Source organism: Paracoccus actinidiae (genome assembly GCF_030863885.1).
Taxonomy (GTDB): Bacteria; Pseudomonadota; Alphaproteobacteria; order Rhodobacterales; family Rhodobacteraceae; genus Paracoccus; species Paracoccus everestensis.
The window spans coordinates 2,503,546-2,517,529 of sequence record NZ_CP132956.1; the positions used below are offsets into that span (position 1 = coordinate 2,503,546).

Sequence of the window (13,984 nt, forward strand, 5' to 3'; positions counted from 1 at the left end):
CACCGCTTGCCGTCCAGCGGTCAGAACCCCTTGTGGGTTTTCAGGAATTCATCCTCGTCCGGGGTGTTCGGGCGATCCAGGGCAGCATTGCGATGCGGAAAGCGGCCGAACCGTTCAACGATGTCGCGGTGCTGGATGGCGTAATCCAGGTTGTTTGCATTGCCCAAGGCCTCGTAAAGTTCCACCGACCGGGTCTGGTCGGGCAGATCCTCGCTGTGCATGAAGGGCAGATAGAAGAACTGCCGTGCCCTTGCATCCACCTGTTGGTCAAAGCCCGCATCTAAGGCCTTGCGGGCGTGGTCCAGGACGATGTCGTTTGACTCGAAGGCCCGCCCGCTGCCGCGGAAGATGTTGCGGGGGAACTGGTCCAGCACGATCACCAGGGCAAGCGCGCCTTGGGGCGTTTCGGCCCAGCCGTCCAGTTCCCGGCGATGCGCGGCCTGATAGGTGTCGGCGAACCGGTCCCGGATCGCGGCGTCGATGTCATCGGACTTGACGAACCAGTTCGGCGCCACGTCTTCGGAAAACCAGAAGTCCAGCACGTCTTGCGCGGTCTTTGTTGTCATGGGTTCAGTTCCTTTCCGGCAAGGGGATATGTTCGGCCCGGTCGGTGGGCGGCAGGTCGAACAGGCCCTGGCCCCAACGTTCCGCCCGCCATTGGCGTTTCGCCTCGTCTATGCGTTCGCGCGACGATGCCACGAAGTTCCACCAGATATGGCGCGGCCCGTCCAGCGTTTCCCCGCCAAGGGCCATCAGGCGCGCGCCCCGGTCGCCCGCCTGCACGGTGATCGCGTCGCCTGGGCGGAACACCATCATCTGCCCGGCCTCGAAGTCCTGTCCGGCGATGCGGATGCTGCCCTGGGTGACATAGATGCCGCGATCCTCGTGATCGACGGGCAGGGGAAAGCGGGCGCGTGGACCAAGCACCACGTCCAGATAGAAGGTGTCGGAATACAGCGTCGCAGGCGCCGTTTCACCATAGGCCCGGCCCAGGATCAGCCGCGCCTCGATGCCCTGATTGCGGATCACCGGCAGGGCGTCGCGCCCATGGTGTTCAAAAACGGGCGCCATGTCCTCGTGCGTCTCGGGCAGGGCGATCCAGGTCTGGATGCCAAACAGGCTGTGCGGCCCTTCGCGCCCAGCGGCGGAGGTGCGTTCGGAATGCGTGACGCCGCGCCCCGCAACCATCCAGTTCAGCGCGCCCGGCGTGATGACCTGATCGGTGCCGATGCTGTCGCGGTGATGAAAGTCGCCGCGATACAGATAGGTGACGGTGCCCAGGCCGATATGGGGGTGGGGACGCACATCGACACCGCGCCCGGTCAGGAATTCCGCCGGTCCCATCTGGTCGAAGAAGATGAACGGCCCGACCATCTGCCGCTTGGGGGCGGGAAGGGCGCGGCGCACCTCGAACCCGCCGATGTCGCGGGCGCGGGGGATGATCAGCGTCTCGATGGCGTCCGGGCCGACCTCGTCGGGGCAGCCGGGCGTCAGGGCGGGGTTCCAGCTCATCGGGGCCTCCTGTTGCTGCGATCAGGATAGGTCCGATGCGGCAGAACCCGAAGGTAAAAATCGTTCGCCCTGGCCGAACGCCGTGTCAGCAAGGGGACGGATGGCGGACAAGGGTCAGGAACCGCATCTTGGGGGCAACTGTTTGAACCAGAGGTGTGCGATGCCCAGCGGAATCCATCATGTCACGGCGATCACCCGCGACGTTCAGGCCAATGTTGATTTCTGGATGGGCTTTCTGGGCCTATCCCTGGTCAAGCAGACCGCCGGGTTCGAGGATGCGGAGCAGTTGCACCTGTTCTATGGCAACCCCGCCGGCAGCCCCGGCAGCCTGGTCAGCTTTCTGGCCTGGCAGGACGGCGCGGCAGGACGGGTGGGCCATGGCCGCGTGACGGAGATTGCCCTTGCAATTCCCCGCGCCCGGATCGGCGACTGGCTGACCCGCGCCATGCAGCGCGGGTTGCGCGTCGAAGGCCCGGTCCGCGAATGGGACGAGCCTGTGCTGCGGCTGAAGGATCCCGACGGCATCATCGTCAAGCTGACGGGTACGGACACCGCCGATACCGGCTGGCCCGCCGCCCCCGCCCGCATTCGGTCCGTCACGATCTGGTCCGGGGTGCCCGAACAGACCGCCGCGTTCCTGCGGCCCTTCGGCTATCGCCATGGCGGGGCCGAAGGCGGGTTGACCCGGCTGCTGTCCGACACCGACGCCATCGACATCCGCGACGCAACCGGCTTTGTGCCGGGCATCCCGGGAACGGGCGTGATCGACCATGTGGCGCTGCGGGTGCCCGATCTTGCGGCATTGGGGGACCACCGGCGTGCCTTGCGGGACATGGGCGATGTGACGGTGCATGACCGCAAGTATTTCACCTCGCTTTACGTTCGCGAACCGGGCGATACCTTGATCGAACTGGCGACCGACGGTCCCGGCATGGCGGTGGACGAACCGGGCGGCCTGGGCCGGACCCTGATGATCCCGCCCCATGTCGCGGATACCGTCGACCTGCACCTGCGCTTGCCGCAATTCGCCCGCCCGGGCGAGGAAAGGACAAGGATGAGACAACTTCCCTTTGTGCATCGGCTGCGCCAGCCCGATCAGCGGGACGGCTCGGCCATGGTGCTGCTGCACGGCACCGGCGGGACCGAGGCCGACCTGATGCCCCTGGCCCACCGCATCGCGCCCCATGCCACGTTGCTGGGCGTGCGGGGCCGTTCGACCGAGGAAGGCGTGGCGCGGTTCTTTCGCCGCATTTCCATGACCAGCTTCGATCAGGACGACATCCGCGCCGAGGCCGAGGTTTTCGCCGGTTTCTGGACCGGCGCGCTTGCCGCCTATGACCTGGATCCGGCGCGGATCACGGTGATGGGATACAGCAATGGCGCGAACTTCGCCGCCGCTGTGATGGGGTTGCAGCCGGGGCTGATCCGCCGTGCGATCCTGATGCGCCCCATGGCGGTGCTGGAGGATCTGCCGCAAGCCGACCTGACCGGCCTGTCGGTGCTGACGCTGACCGGGGCGCGCGACCCCTATGGTCCCCATGCGCCGCGCCTGAACGACTGGCTGTCCCGGCAGGGGGCCGACCTGGATGCCCGCGTCGTGCAGGCGGGACATGACCTGACCGCCGATGATCTGGCGGCGGCGGCAGACTGGATGACAGGGGCAGATCATGGCTGAAGTGACGATCACCAGGGAAGACACCGACGCCCGCCACGGCCGCTATGTCGCCCGGATCGCGGGAATCGACGCCTAGGCTGAACTGACCTTCACCCGGCACGGCCCGGACCGGGTCAGCGCCGACCACACCGGCGCGCCCGAGGCGCTGCGCGGCACCGGCGCGGCGGCGGCCTTGGTGGATGCCATGGTCGCCGATGCGCGCAAGTCGGGGTTTCGGATCGTGCCGCGATGTTCCTATGTCGCGGCGCGCTTTGCCCGGCATCCCGAATGGGCGGATGCTTTTGCGTAAGGTAATGCGTTACCACACCATGCCGTGAAGGCCGTCAGACGAAGCTGAACGGGGTTCCCCAGGGATCGGCAATCTGCTGTCCCGCGCGGGCGGGATCGTGAACGGCCACCTCGGCCAGGCCCGCCATTCCCGCATCGCGCATCCCTGCGCCCTGGCTGTTCCAGGTATTCCCGGCAAGGTGGTGGTGATAACCGTTCCAGCCGTACCAGGCGCCGCCATGGGCATCAAAGGTGCGGGTCAGGCTAAGGTCGTCCGAAAAGAAAGCGTCCGCCCGGTCAAGATCGCCGACCTGCAGATGGACATGGCCGATGGCGCTGCCCTGGGGCAGGCCTTGCCAGGGGGCCTCCGGGGCCGACAGCAGGTCGTCCAGATCCAGCCTGTGCGTGAACATTTCGATCCGGTCGCCATCGCGGATCCAGTCGGACGGCGGACGGTCCCAATAAATCTCGATGCCGTTGCCCTCGGGATCGTCGAGATAGAGCGCCTCGCTGACACCGTGGTCGCTGGCACCGGTCAACGGAACGCGTGTTTCCGCCGCATGGCGCAGCCAGCGGGCCAGATCGGCGCGTTCGGGCAGCAGGAAGGCGGTGTGGAACAATCCGGCCTGGCGCGGATCGCAGGGCCGGGCAGTGCGGTCGCCGCGCAATTCCAGCAAGATGCGGCCACCCGCGCCAAGCCGCGCGCTTTCGCCGTCGCCGCCCAGCGAGGTCAGGCCAAGCGCGTCGCGATAGAACGCCGTCATGGCGGGCAGGTCGCGCACGGTCAGGGCGACATGGTCGATGGCGGGGGTCATGGCCGATCCTTTCCCTGGGACAGGCTGGCGGCAAATCCCGCCACGAAATCCGCGACAAGCGCCCGGGTCTTGTCGTCGGTCAGGTTGCCATCCGCGTCGAACAGCCCGCCCGCGCGCGACACCATCAGGCGGCCGTCCCACCAGGGCCGGGTCTTCAAGGTCCGCAGCACCGGCCACCAATGGGTTTGCGCCTGGGTGGTCCCGAACCCGCCCGGCGATGCGCCCATCACCGCGACGGGCTTGCCTGCGAACAGCGCCAGCCCCTCGCCCCGCGACATCCAGTCGATGACGTTCTTGAATACGCCCGGAATGCCGTTGTTGTATTCGGGCGTCGCCAGCAGCAGCCCGCCCGCCTGCGCCAGTTGTTCGTGCAACGCCGCGACTGCAGGGGGCGTGCCACGGGCGGCTTCCTCGTCGCCATTGTAAAGCGGCACCTGGGTGATATCGCCGATGATTACCTGAACGCCGCCCGGCGCGCTGTCGCGGGCCGCACGCAGCAGCCCTCCGTTCAACGAGGCGCGGCGCAGGCTGCCCGACAGGCCGAGGATGGTGGTCATGCGCGTCCTTTCGGTGAAACCCGGGAACAGGGTGCCCCCGGGACTTTGCTTAGTCCAGCGGTTTCAACCCTGCCTCGATGGCGGCGCGCCTGCCTTCCAGGAAGGGCGGCAGGGACAGGCCCTGACCCATGGTTTCGCGCGGCTCGTCCACGTCGAAGCCCGGCCCGTCCGTCGCCAGTTCGAACAGGTTTCCGCCCGGCTCGCGGAAATAAAGCGAACGGAAATAGAAACGCTCGACCTCGCCGGAACTGGGCAGGCGGAAGGTGCGGACGCGGTTTGCCCAGTCGGTCAGCGCCGCCGTGTCCGGCACGCGGAAGGCGACGTGGTGGACCCCGCCCGCCCCCTGTTGCGCAGGGGGCAGTCCCGGCTGCACCGCGACGTGCAGTTCCGCCGCAGCCCCGCCCGCGCCCATCGCGAACACATGGACCGTCCCCTGCCCGTCGGGGCTGGGGTAATCGCGCAGGCGGGTCATGTTCATGACCTGGGTCAGCAACGCTTCGGTCGGGGCCAGGTCGGGGACGGATATGGTGATCGGGCCAAGCCCATGGATCTGGTGCTGCGCCGGGACGGGGCTATGATCCCAGGGCTGCCCCGCCGGGTCGGGCGCGCCCACAAGGCGCAGCCGCTGGCCTTCGGGATCCTCGACATCCAGGCTGGCGCGGCCATCCAGCATCGTGACCTTGCCAGTCGTCACGCCCTTGTCGGACAGGCGGGCGGCCCACCAGTCCAGGCTGTCTTCCGCCACGCGCAACCCTGTGCGGCTGATCGAATGCGTGCCGCGCCGTTCGCGGGCCGCCGGCCAGTCGAAGAATGTGATGTCCGTGCCGGGCGTGCCCGCCCCATCGGCGAAGAACAGGTGATAGGCCGAGGTATCGTCCTGGTTCACCGTCTTCTTGACCCGGCGCAGGCCCAGGGTGTCAGTATAGAAACGGTTGTTGCCTGCCGCGTCGGCGGTGATCGCGGTCAGGTGGTGGATGCCGGTCAGTTGCATGATGCGGTTCCCTTCCTTGCTCCATCCCAATATGGCGCAGGCAGGCCGTTCGGGACAGCCGCCTGACAGGCAATGCGGCGTTCGGTTCTTGCGAACGGTCGGGCGCTGGGTATGGTGCACGCATGGATTGGTCGATCAGCGACATTCGGACGTTTCTGGCCGTGCTGGACGCGGGCAGCATATCGGGCGCTGCGGCGCGGGCGGATCTGTCGAAATCCGTCGTCAGCAAGCGGATTAGCGATTTCGAGGCGGCCTTGGGCGTGGCCTTGTTCACCCGCCATGCGGGCCGCATCGCGCCCACGGACGCCGCCCTGGCCCTGGCCGACCGGCTGCGCCCGGCCTTGGCCGAACTGGTCGCGGCGACCGAAAGCGTGGGCGCCCAGACAGATCTGCGCGGTCGCCTGGCCATCGCCGCCCCGATGAGCTTCGGCATCCGCCATCTTGGTCCGGTGATCGCCGATTTTGCCCGTGCCCATCCGGGGCTGGAAATCGTGCTGGATTACGACGACCAGTTGGCCGACCTGAGCCGGGCCGGGTTCGATGTGGGCCTGCGCATCGGCGTGATGAAGGACAGCAGCCTGATGGCCCGCCGGGTCTGCGCCGATCCCCGCGCGCTGGTGGCAAGCCCGGATTACCTGGCCCTGCACGGCGCGGTCGAGACCCCCGCCGATCTGTCGCGCCACCGCGCCATCGGCTATCTCAACGCGCGGCTGGGCGATATCTGGCCCTTTGGAGACGTGCCGCCCCCTCCCCTAGGCCGGATCACGGCCAATAACGGCGAGGCGATGCGCGACATGGCGATTGGCGGGCTGGGACTGGCGCTGTTGCCGATGTTCATCGTCCATGACGCACTGCGCGACGGGCGGCTGGTGCGGCTGTTGCCCGGCCTGGCACAGGAACCCCTGCCCATCAGCGTGGTCTGGCCACAGGTCCGGCCGATGCCCAGGAAAACGCGCGCCTTTATAGACCATGTGGCGGCTGCCCTTGCCGATGCTCCGCCTTGGCTGGCGGGGTTGGGATAGCCGGGGGCCAGCCCCCGGACCCCCGGGATATTTGAACCAAGGCAAAAGCAGGAGCCGTACAAGATGCTGGTTGATCCGAATGCACCGTTTTTCCGCCACCTGTGGGTGCGGGTGTTGTGCGTGGTGGTGCCGCTGGCCTGGGCGGGGGTCGAAATCTATACCGGCAGCCCCTTCTGGGCGCTGTTGTCGGGGGCTGCCGGTCTTTATCTGGCCTATGAACTGTTCCTGCGGCGCAACCCCGACTGATCAGGCCAGCAGGCCGACCGGACCGTCCAGCCAGGCGAATCCGTTCGGCGGGAGGCTCAGCACCCTGCCCGACAGGGTGGCTTGCGATGGTCCGGTCAGGTCCGCCTTGTCCGACAGGGTCAGCGTGGCCGGATTGGGGGACAGGTTGAAGACGCAGGTCAGCGCCTGGTCCCCGGTGCCGCGATGAAAGGCCAGGATCGGTTCGGGCAGGTCCAGGAATGCGGTATCCCCCACCCGCAGCGGCATCTGCGATTTACGGAAGGCGATGGTGGCGCGATAGGCTGACAGCACGCTGTCGTTGCCGTCCTGCTGTCCGGCCACGGCGCGGGCTGCCTGGGGTTCCTTGACCGGCAGCCAGGGCTTGGCCGTCGAAAAGCCCGCATGGGGGCTGTCGTCCCAGACCATGGGGGTGCGGCAGCCGTCGCGGCCCTTGATCTCGGGCCAGAAACGCAGGGCAGGGGGGTCGGTCAGTTCGTCATAGGACAGGTCGGTTTCGGTCTGGCCCAGTTCCTCTCCCTGATAAAGGCAGATGGTGCCGGGGAATGACAGCAGCATCGCCGCCGCCTGCCGGGCCATGGCTTCGGGCGATTCCGCATGGGGCAGCCAGCGTGTCACGTGGCGGAACACGTCATGGTTGGAAAAGGACCAGCAGGCATGGGCGTCGGGCGCGCCTTGGTGGACGCCTTCGATCGTGTGGCGGAAATGGCGGGCCGTGAACTCGTGGCTCAGCATCTCGAAGCTGTAGCACATATGCAGGCGGTCATCCCCCGCCGTGTATTCGGCCATGATGCGGATCGAGGTGTCGCCGCTTTCGCCCACCTCGCCCACCATCATGCGGGCGTCGTAGCCGTCGGTCAGCTTGCGCATCCGCTTCAGGAAGGCGATGTTTTCCGGCCGGTTCTTGGAATAGACATGGCGCTGGTAGTTATAGGTATCCGGCGCAGCGTGGTTGGGACTGGGCGGATTGTTCCGCAGCCTGGTATCGTGGAAATAGAAGTTGACGGTATCCAGCCGGAACCCGTCCACGCCCCGGTCCAGCCAGAAGCGCATCGTGCCCAGAAGCGCGTCCTGCACGTCGCGGTTCCACAGGTTCAGGTCGGGCTGTTCGATCAGGAAGTTGTGCAGGTAATACTGGCGCCGCCGCGGCTCCCATTCCCAGGCCGGGCCGCCGAAGACAGAGGGCCAGTTGTTGGGCGGGGTGCCGTCGGGATTGGGATCGGCCCAGACATACCAGTCGGCGCGGTCGTTGTTCCGGCTTTGGCGGCTTTCGGCGAACCAGGGATGCTTGTCGCTGGAATGGCTGATCACCTGGTCGATGATGACCTTCAGCCCCAGGTCGTGCGCGCGGGCCACAAGCGCGTCGAAATCGGCCAAAGTGCCGAACAGCGGGTCGATGTCGCAGTAATCGCTGACATCATAACCCATGTCCTTCATGGGCGAGGTGAAGATCGGCGACAGCCAGATCGCGTCCACGCCCAGCGATGCGACATGGTCCAGCCGCCGCGTGATGCCGGGCAGGTCGCCGATGCCGTCGCCGTTGCTGTCCTGAAAGCTTCGGGGATAGATCTGATAGATCACCGCGTCGCGCCACCATTCCGTCATTCGCCGCTCCTGTTTCGTTCGGGGGGATTGAACACGACCGGCATGGCACCGGAAAGGCCGTTTCGGCGTTAAGTGACGGATTGCCCTGATGCGCGGGCGGGTTAAGGTGGGTGCATGGGACAACTGCCTGACATCTTGCAAGTGGCGAATGGCGGTATTTCCGCCTTGTCCGGGGGGCGTTGCGACCGTCCATTCGACAGCCCGGGGCTGGATGGTGTCTGGGCGACCGTGTATAACCCCGACGTGCCCGCCGTCAGCGCGGTGACCGACCGGGCGATGTTTTCCCTGGGCCGAATTCATGGCGACACGCCCATGCCCCGCACCCATGTCCGCATCGGCGTGCCAGCCGGGCCGTTGGCACAGGGCGATCAACATCGATGCCGGGCCGCATGGGGGCTCAGGCGCTGGCAACCTGGGCGGGGTAAAGGCCCAGGCAGAACCGCAGGACGGCCAGCCCGCCTTCATGGAGGTGCCGCCGCCCTTGCTGGTCGTAATCTTTGTGGCAGGCAAGGATGATAAAGGGGAGGATGTTTGATGGCCGAGATAAGATTGACCCGGCGCGCGATGGCCTTTGTGCTGGCCGGCGGGCGGGGCAGCCGCCTGAAGGAACTGACCGACCGCCGCGTGAAACCGGCGGTCTATTTCGGCGGCAAGACCCGCATCATCGACTTCGCGCTGTCGAACGCGATGAATTCCGGCATCCGCAAGATCGCCGTGGCCACCCAGTACAAGGCCCACAGCCTGATCCGCCACGTTCAGCGCGGCTGGAACTTTTTCCGGGCCGAGCGCAACGAGTTCATGGACATCCTGCCTGCCAGCCAGCGGATGTCCGAGGACCACTGGTATCGTGGCACGGCGGACGCCGTGACCCAGAACATCGACATCGTGGACAGTTATGACGTGGATTACATCGTGATCCTGGCGGGCGATCACATCTACAAGATGGATTACGAGGTGATGCTGCGCGAGCACTGCGAAAGTCGCGCCGATGTCACGATAGGCTGCCTGACCGTGCCCCGGATGGAGGCTGTGGCATTCGGCGTGATGGCGGTGGATGAAACCGGGCGCATCACATCGTTCCTGGAAAAGCCCGCCGATCCGCCTGGGATGCCCGACGATCCCGACAGTGCGCTGGCATCCATGGGGATCTATGTCTTCAGCTGGCCCTTTCTGCGCGACCTGCTGCTGAGGGATGCCGAGGATCCCAATTCCAGCCACGATTTCGGCCACGACCTGATCCCCGCCATCGTCAGGAACGGCAAGGCCATGGCGCACCGCTTTGACGTGTCCTGCGTGCGCGATCCGGGCGCGCCTGCCTATTGGAAGGACGTGGGCACGGTCGATGCCTTCTGGCAGGCCAATATCGACCTGACTGATTTTGTCCCCGAACTGAACCTGTGGGACCGCGACTGGCCGATCTGGACCTATTCCGAAAGCGTTCCGCCCGCCAAGTTCATCCATGACGAAAAGGACCGCCGGGGGATCGCGGTGTCGTCGATGGTGTCGGGGGGCTGCATCATCTCGGGGACGGAAATCCGCAATTCGCTGCTGTTCACGCAGGTTCACACCAACAGCTATGCCCAGTTGGATCATGTCGTGGCGCTGCCTTATGTCACCGTGCAGCGTCGCGCCCGGCTGACCCGCGCGGTGATCGACCGGGGCGTGGTGATCCCCGAAGGGCTGGTCGTGGGCGAGGATCCGGCCCAGGACGCAAGATGGTTCCGGGTCAGTGACGGGGGCATTACCCTCATCACCCAGGATATGCTGGACCGGCGGGCGGCAAGCCTGTGACCCGAGTCCTGTCGGTCGCTTCCGAATGCGCGCCGCTGGTGAAGACCGGCGGTCTGGCGGATGTGGTGGGTGCCCTGCCTGCCGCGCTGCGGGACCAGGGGGTGCAGATGCGCACCCTGGTCCCGGGCTATCCCGCCGTCATGGCGGCCCTGCAGGACGGCGCCGAGGTGGCCCATTTCCACGACCTTTTTGGCGGCTGGGCCCGGATCCTGTCGGGTCAGGCGGCGGGGCTGGATCTTGTGGTGATCGACGCGCCGCATCTGTATGCACGGGCGGGTTCGCCCTATATGGCCCCGGGCGGGCAGGACTGGCCTGACAATCCTGAACGTTTTGCCGCGCTGTCCTGGATCGGCGCGCATCTGGGCATCCATGGCGTGGGCGGCTGGCATCCGCAGGTGCTGCACGGCCATGACTGGCAGGGGGGCCTTGTGCCCCAATACCTGCGCCAGATGGGCGGCGGCCCGGCCACGGTGCTGACCATCCACAACATCGCCTTTACCGGATCCACCGATCCCGGCCGGATGCATTCGTTGCGCCTGGATCCCTGGCATTTCCACCCGCACGGCTATGAATTCTATGGCGGCATCTCGGCGCTGAAGGCCGGGCTGATGGGCGCGGACGCCCTGACCACCGTGTCCCCCACCTATGCCGAGGAACTGATGACCCCCGAATACGGCATGGGCCTGGACGGGGTGATGCGGCATCGGCGGGAATCGCTGACGGGCATTCTCAACGGCATCGACACGGACGCCTGGAATCCGGCGGCGGATCCGGCGATCCAGCCCTATGGCGCCCCAGGCGGGAAGGCCCCCAACAAGGCCGCCCTTCGGGCCGAGATGGGCTTGCCCGACGCGGACGGCCCCTTGTGCGTGATCGTGTCGCGCATGACGCATCAGAAGGGCCTCGATCTGCTGCTGGAGGCACTGCCCGCGCTGCTGGATCACGGCGGGCAACTGGCGCTGCTGGGATCGGGCGACCCGGGTCTGGAATACGCCTTCCGCATGGCGGGCGAACGGAACCCCCATGTCGCGGTCCGCATCGGCTATGACGAAGCCTTGTCGCATCGGCTGATCGCCGGGGGCGACGCGATCCTTGTGCCGTCGCGGTTCGAACCCTGCGGGCTGACGCAGATGTATGGCCTGCGCTATGGCGCGGTGCCGGTCGTGGGCCTGACCGGGGGGCTGGCGGACACGGTCATCAACGCGTCCCCCGCAGCCCTTGCGCGGGGGGTGGCGACGGGGCTGCAGTTTTCCCCGGTGACGGCGGATGCGCTGCGCGGCGCGTTGACGCGGCTGTGCCTGCTTTACAGGGACGCCGAAACGTGGTCCCGGCTGCAGGACAATGCGATGGCGCATCCCGTGGGCTGGGACCAGTCGGCACGGGCCTATGCCGCGCTTTATGCAAGGCTGACGGCCCCGCGATGACCCAGGCAATCACCGCGGGGCACCCCTTCCCGCTTGGCGCCTGCTTCGACGGGGGCGGCGTGAACTTCGCCATCTTTTCCCAGCACGCCGATCAGGTGGTGCTGTGCCTGTTCGACGACCGGGACCGCGAAACCCGCATCCCGCTGCCGGAACGCGAAGGACATATCTGGCACGGATACATCGCCGGTCTGGCCCCGGGGCAGCGGTATGGATACCGCGTCCACGGCCCCTATCGCCCGCGCGACGGGCATCGCTTCAACCCCAACAAGCTGCTGATCGACCCTTATGCAAGGCGCCTGACCGGCAGCCCCCAGCCCCACGACGCGCTGTTCGGATACCGCGCAGGCCACCCGGATGCCGACCTGTCCTTTGACCGCCGCGACAGCGCCGCCCGGATGCCGCGCTGCGTGGTGGTGGACCCGGCCTTCGACTGGGGCGAGGACCGCCCCCTGCGCCGCCCCCTGACGGAAACCGTGATCTACGAGGCCCATGTCAAGGGGCTGACCATGCTGCATCCCGGCGTAAACCAGCCGGGCAGCTATCTGGCCATGGCCTCGGATCCGGTGCTGGACCATCTGACCAGCCTGGGCGTCACGGCGGTCGAACTGCTGCCGGTCCATGCCTTTGCCGACGACCGGTTCCTGGCGGACCGGGGGCTGGCGAATTACTGGGGCTATATGTCCTATGGGTTCTTCGCCCCCGAGCCGCGCTATATGCAGGGCCACGACATCGCCGAGTTCCAGCAGATGGTGGCGCGGTTCCACCAGGCGGGGATCGAGGTGATCCTGGATGTGGTTTACAACCATACGGCCGAGGGAAACGAGCTTGGCCCCACCCTGTCCCTTCGCGGCATCGACAACGCGGCCTATTATCGCCTGGCCGACGAGCGGCGGTTCTATGTCAACGATGCCGGAACGGGCAATGTCCTGAACCTCGACAGCCCGTTCGCGCTGCGGCTGGTGATGGACAGCCTGCGGTATTGGGTCACGGTGATGCGCGTCGATGGCTTCCGCTTCGACCTCTGCTCGGTGCTGGGCCGCACGCGGGGTGTCTTTGACCGGGACGGGCCGTTCTTTCGCGCCGTGCAGCAGGATCCGGTCCTGAACCGCGTCAAGCTGATCGCCGAACCTTGGGATCTGGGGCCGGGGGGATATCAACTGGGCGCATATCCGGCGCCCTTTTGCGAATGGAACGACCGGTATCGCGACGGAGTGCGTGCCTTTTGGCGCGGCGATGCCGGGGTGACCGGCCGCCTTGCCAAGCGAATCGCGGGATCGGCGGCGCGGTTCGACCATGACGGCCGGGCCGCCACGTCATCGGTCAATTTCATAGCCGCCCATGACGGCTTCACGCTGATGGACACCGTCAGCTATGCCCGCAAGCAGAACGAAGCCAATGGCGAGAACAACCGCGACGGCCACGATCACAACATCTCGGACAACGGGGGGGTCGAAGGCCCGACCGACGATCCTGCCGTCCGTGCCCGGCGCGACCGCCGTCGCCGCAACCTGATCGCCACCCTGATGCTGAGCCAAGGCACCCCTATGATCCTGGCGGGGGACGAACTGGGCAATTCCCAGAACGGCAACAACAACGCCTATTGCCAGGACAATCCCCTAGGCTGGGTCGGTTGGGACGGGGCGGACCCGGCTTTCCTGGATTTCTGCCGCCAGGCCATCGCCTTTCGCAAGGCCCATCCGATCCTGCGGCAGCGCCGCTTTTTGCACAGCCACCCGCGCGAACAGGACGGCCTGCCCGACCTGTTCTGGCGCCGCGCCGACGGGTCGCCCATGACGCTGGCCGACTGGGCCGACCCGGACCTGCGCCTGCTGGCGGCCGAGATGCGCATGGCCTCCGGCACCCCCGCCTATGCCGCGCTGCGGGGGGCGGTGTTCCTGGTCTTCAACAATGGCGGGGACACCAGTGTTCGGATGCCCGATCCCGCCCGGGGCGCCCACTGGCGCAGGCGGCTGGACAGCGCGCGCGACCGGATGCCCGACGATCCCGCAGGCCCCGTCGAACGGATCGAGGCCGAAAGCGTGGCAGCCTTCGTCTTGTGCGATCTGGCAGGGGATTGATCGA

The 13,984-nt window shown here is 66.8% G+C and carries 14 protein-coding genes; 8 read left to right on the plus strand and 6 right to left on the minus strand.

The window, feature by feature from the left end:
* Positions 1–20: 20 nt before the first annotated feature.
* Together Q5701_RS12460 and Q5701_RS12465 are read right to left on the minus strand one after the other, a co-directional pair.
* Positions 21–566 carry a DUF924 family protein gene (locus Q5701_RS12460; RefSeq protein WP_306751319.1) on the minus strand — a complete coding sequence of 182 codons (546 nt, stop codon included), beginning with the start codon at positions 564–566 and terminating at the stop codon, positions 21–23.
* A 4-nt stretch (positions 567–570) separates the two neighbouring features.
* The gene (locus Q5701_RS12465; RefSeq protein WP_306751320.1) at positions 571–1,512 is read right to left on the minus strand and encodes a pirin family protein; all 942 of its coding nucleotides are present in this window, start codon (positions 1,510–1,512) and stop codon (positions 571–573) included.
* A gap of 160 nt (positions 1,513–1,672) precedes the next feature.
* Between Q5701_RS12465 and Q5701_RS12470 the strand changes: the two genes are divergently transcribed.
* Positions 1,673–3,187 (plus strand): VOC family protein, encoded by a 1,515-nt coding sequence (locus Q5701_RS12470; RefSeq protein WP_306751321.1) that lies wholly within the window; start codon positions 1,673–1,675, stop codon positions 3,185–3,187.
* Positions 3,188–3,269: 82 nt separating this feature from the next.
* The gene (locus tag Q5701_RS12475) at positions 3,270–3,476 is read left to right on the plus strand and encodes a GNAT family N-acetyltransferase (RefSeq protein ID WP_306755405.1); all 207 of its coding nucleotides are present in this window, start codon (positions 3,270–3,272) and stop codon (positions 3,474–3,476) included.
* A 34-nt stretch (positions 3,477–3,510) separates the two neighbouring features.
* On the opposite strand, the gene Q5701_RS12480 is transcribed toward Q5701_RS12475, so the two are convergent.
* From Q5701_RS12480 to Q5701_RS12490, 3 genes are read right to left on the minus strand one after another with little or no spacing between them, the layout of a single operon-like run.
* Positions 3,511–4,269 (minus strand): VOC family protein, encoded by a 759-nt coding sequence (locus Q5701_RS12480; protein ID WP_306751322.1) that lies wholly within the window; start codon positions 4,267–4,269, stop codon positions 3,511–3,513.
* The gene (locus Q5701_RS12485; RefSeq protein ID WP_306751323.1) at positions 4,266–4,826 is read right to left on the minus strand and encodes an NADPH-dependent FMN reductase; all 561 of its coding nucleotides are present in this window, start codon (positions 4,824–4,826) and stop codon (positions 4,266–4,268) included. The genes Q5701_RS12480 and Q5701_RS12485 overlap by 4 nt, the downstream gene beginning before the upstream one ends.
* A gap of 49 nt (positions 4,827–4,875) precedes the next feature.
* Positions 4,876–5,817, minus strand: a complete 942-nt coding sequence (locus tag Q5701_RS12490) for a ring-cleaving dioxygenase (RefSeq protein ID WP_306751324.1) — start codon at positions 5,815–5,817, stop codon at positions 4,876–4,878.
* A 122-nt stretch (positions 5,818–5,939) separates the two neighbouring features.
* Between Q5701_RS12490 and Q5701_RS12495 the strand changes: the two genes are divergently transcribed.
* Positions 5,940–6,839 (plus strand): LysR family transcriptional regulator, encoded by a 900-nt coding sequence (locus Q5701_RS12495; protein WP_306751325.1) that lies wholly within the window; start codon positions 5,940–5,942, stop codon positions 6,837–6,839.
* A gap of 63 nt (positions 6,840–6,902) precedes the next feature.
* Complete coding sequence (locus tag Q5701_RS12500) at positions 6,903–7,085, plus strand: hypothetical protein (protein ID WP_234854192.1); 183 nt, start codon at positions 6,903–6,905, stop codon at positions 7,083–7,085.
* Here Q5701_RS12500 and Q5701_RS12505 read toward each other — a convergent pair whose 3' ends face one another.
* Entirely contained in the window at positions 7,086–8,687 is a 1,602-nt protein-coding gene (locus Q5701_RS12505; RefSeq protein WP_306751326.1) for an alpha-glucosidase family protein, read from the minus strand.
* A gap of 325 nt (positions 8,688–9,012) precedes the next feature.
* Here Q5701_RS12505 and Q5701_RS12510 point away from each other — a divergent pair, with 325 nt between their 5' ends.
* From Q5701_RS12510 to glgX, 4 genes are read left to right on the plus strand one after another with little or no spacing between them, the layout of a single operon-like run.
* The gene (locus tag Q5701_RS12510) at positions 9,013–9,222 is read left to right on the plus strand and encodes a hypothetical protein (RefSeq protein WP_306751327.1); all 210 of its coding nucleotides are present in this window, start codon (positions 9,013–9,015) and stop codon (positions 9,220–9,222) included.
* Positions 9,222–10,478, plus strand: a complete 1,257-nt coding sequence (gene glgC / locus Q5701_RS12515) for a glucose-1-phosphate adenylyltransferase (protein WP_373568551.1) — start codon at positions 9,222–9,224, stop codon at positions 10,476–10,478. Before Q5701_RS12510 ends, glgC begins: the two co-directional genes overlap by 1 nt.
* On the plus strand, positions 10,475–11,902 hold the full coding sequence (gene glgA, locus Q5701_RS12520; RefSeq protein ID WP_306751329.1) for a glycogen synthase GlgA: 1,428 nt from the start codon (positions 10,475–10,477) through the stop codon (positions 11,900–11,902). The genes glgC and glgA overlap by 4 nt, the downstream gene beginning before the upstream one ends.
* On the plus strand, positions 11,899–13,980 hold the full coding sequence (gene glgX, locus Q5701_RS12525) for a glycogen debranching protein GlgX (RefSeq protein ID WP_306751330.1): 2,082 nt from the start codon (positions 11,899–11,901) through the stop codon (positions 13,978–13,980). The genes glgA and glgX overlap by 4 nt, the downstream gene beginning before the upstream one ends.
* Positions 13,981–13,984 lie beyond the last annotated feature (4 nt).

What these genes read in the sequence shown, in the direction of transcription:
- Q5701_RS12470 (WP_306751321.1), top strand. Translation starts at nt 1,673, where the DNA reads ATGCCCAGCGGAATCCATCATGTCACGGCGATCACCCGCGACGTTCAG.
- glgC (WP_373568551.1), top strand. Translation starts at nt 9,222, where the DNA reads ATGGCCGAGATAAGATTGACCCGGCGCGCGATGGCCTTTGTGCTGGCC.
- glgX (WP_306751330.1), top strand. Translation starts at nt 11,899, where the DNA reads ATGACCCAGGCAATCACCGCGGGGCACCCCTTCCCGCTTGGCGCCTGC.
- Q5701_RS12495 (WP_306751325.1), top strand. Translation starts at nt 5,940, where the DNA reads ATGGATTGGTCGATCAGCGACATTCGGACGTTTCTGGCCGTGCTGGAC.
- Q5701_RS12485 (WP_306751323.1), bottom strand. Translation starts at nt 4,826, where the DNA reads ATGACCACCATCCTCGGCCTGTCGGGCAGCCTGCGCCGCGCCTCGTTG.
- Q5701_RS12490 (WP_306751324.1), bottom strand. Translation starts at nt 5,817, where the DNA reads ATGCAACTGACCGGCATCCACCACCTGACCGCGATCACCGCCGACGCG.
- Q5701_RS12510 (WP_306751327.1), top strand. Translation starts at nt 9,013, where the DNA reads ATGTCCGCATCGGCGTGCCAGCCGGGCCGTTGGCACAGGGCGATCAAC.
- Q5701_RS12480 (WP_306751322.1), bottom strand. Translation starts at nt 4,269, where the DNA reads ATGACCCCCGCCATCGACCATGTCGCCCTGACCGTGCGCGACCTGCCC.
- Q5701_RS12500 (WP_234854192.1), top strand. Translation starts at nt 6,903, where the DNA reads ATGCTGGTTGATCCGAATGCACCGTTTTTCCGCCACCTGTGGGTGCGG.
- Q5701_RS12465 (WP_306751320.1), bottom strand. Translation starts at nt 1,512, where the DNA reads ATGAGCTGGAACCCCGCCCTGACGCCCGGCTGCCCCGACGAGGTCGGC.
- Q5701_RS12505 (WP_306751326.1), bottom strand. Translation starts at nt 8,687, where the DNA reads ATGACGGAATGGTGGCGCGACGCGGTGATCTATCAGATCTATCCCCGA.
- Q5701_RS12460 (WP_306751319.1), bottom strand. Translation starts at nt 566, where the DNA reads ATGACAACAAAGACCGCGCAAGACGTGCTGGACTTCTGGTTTTCCGAA.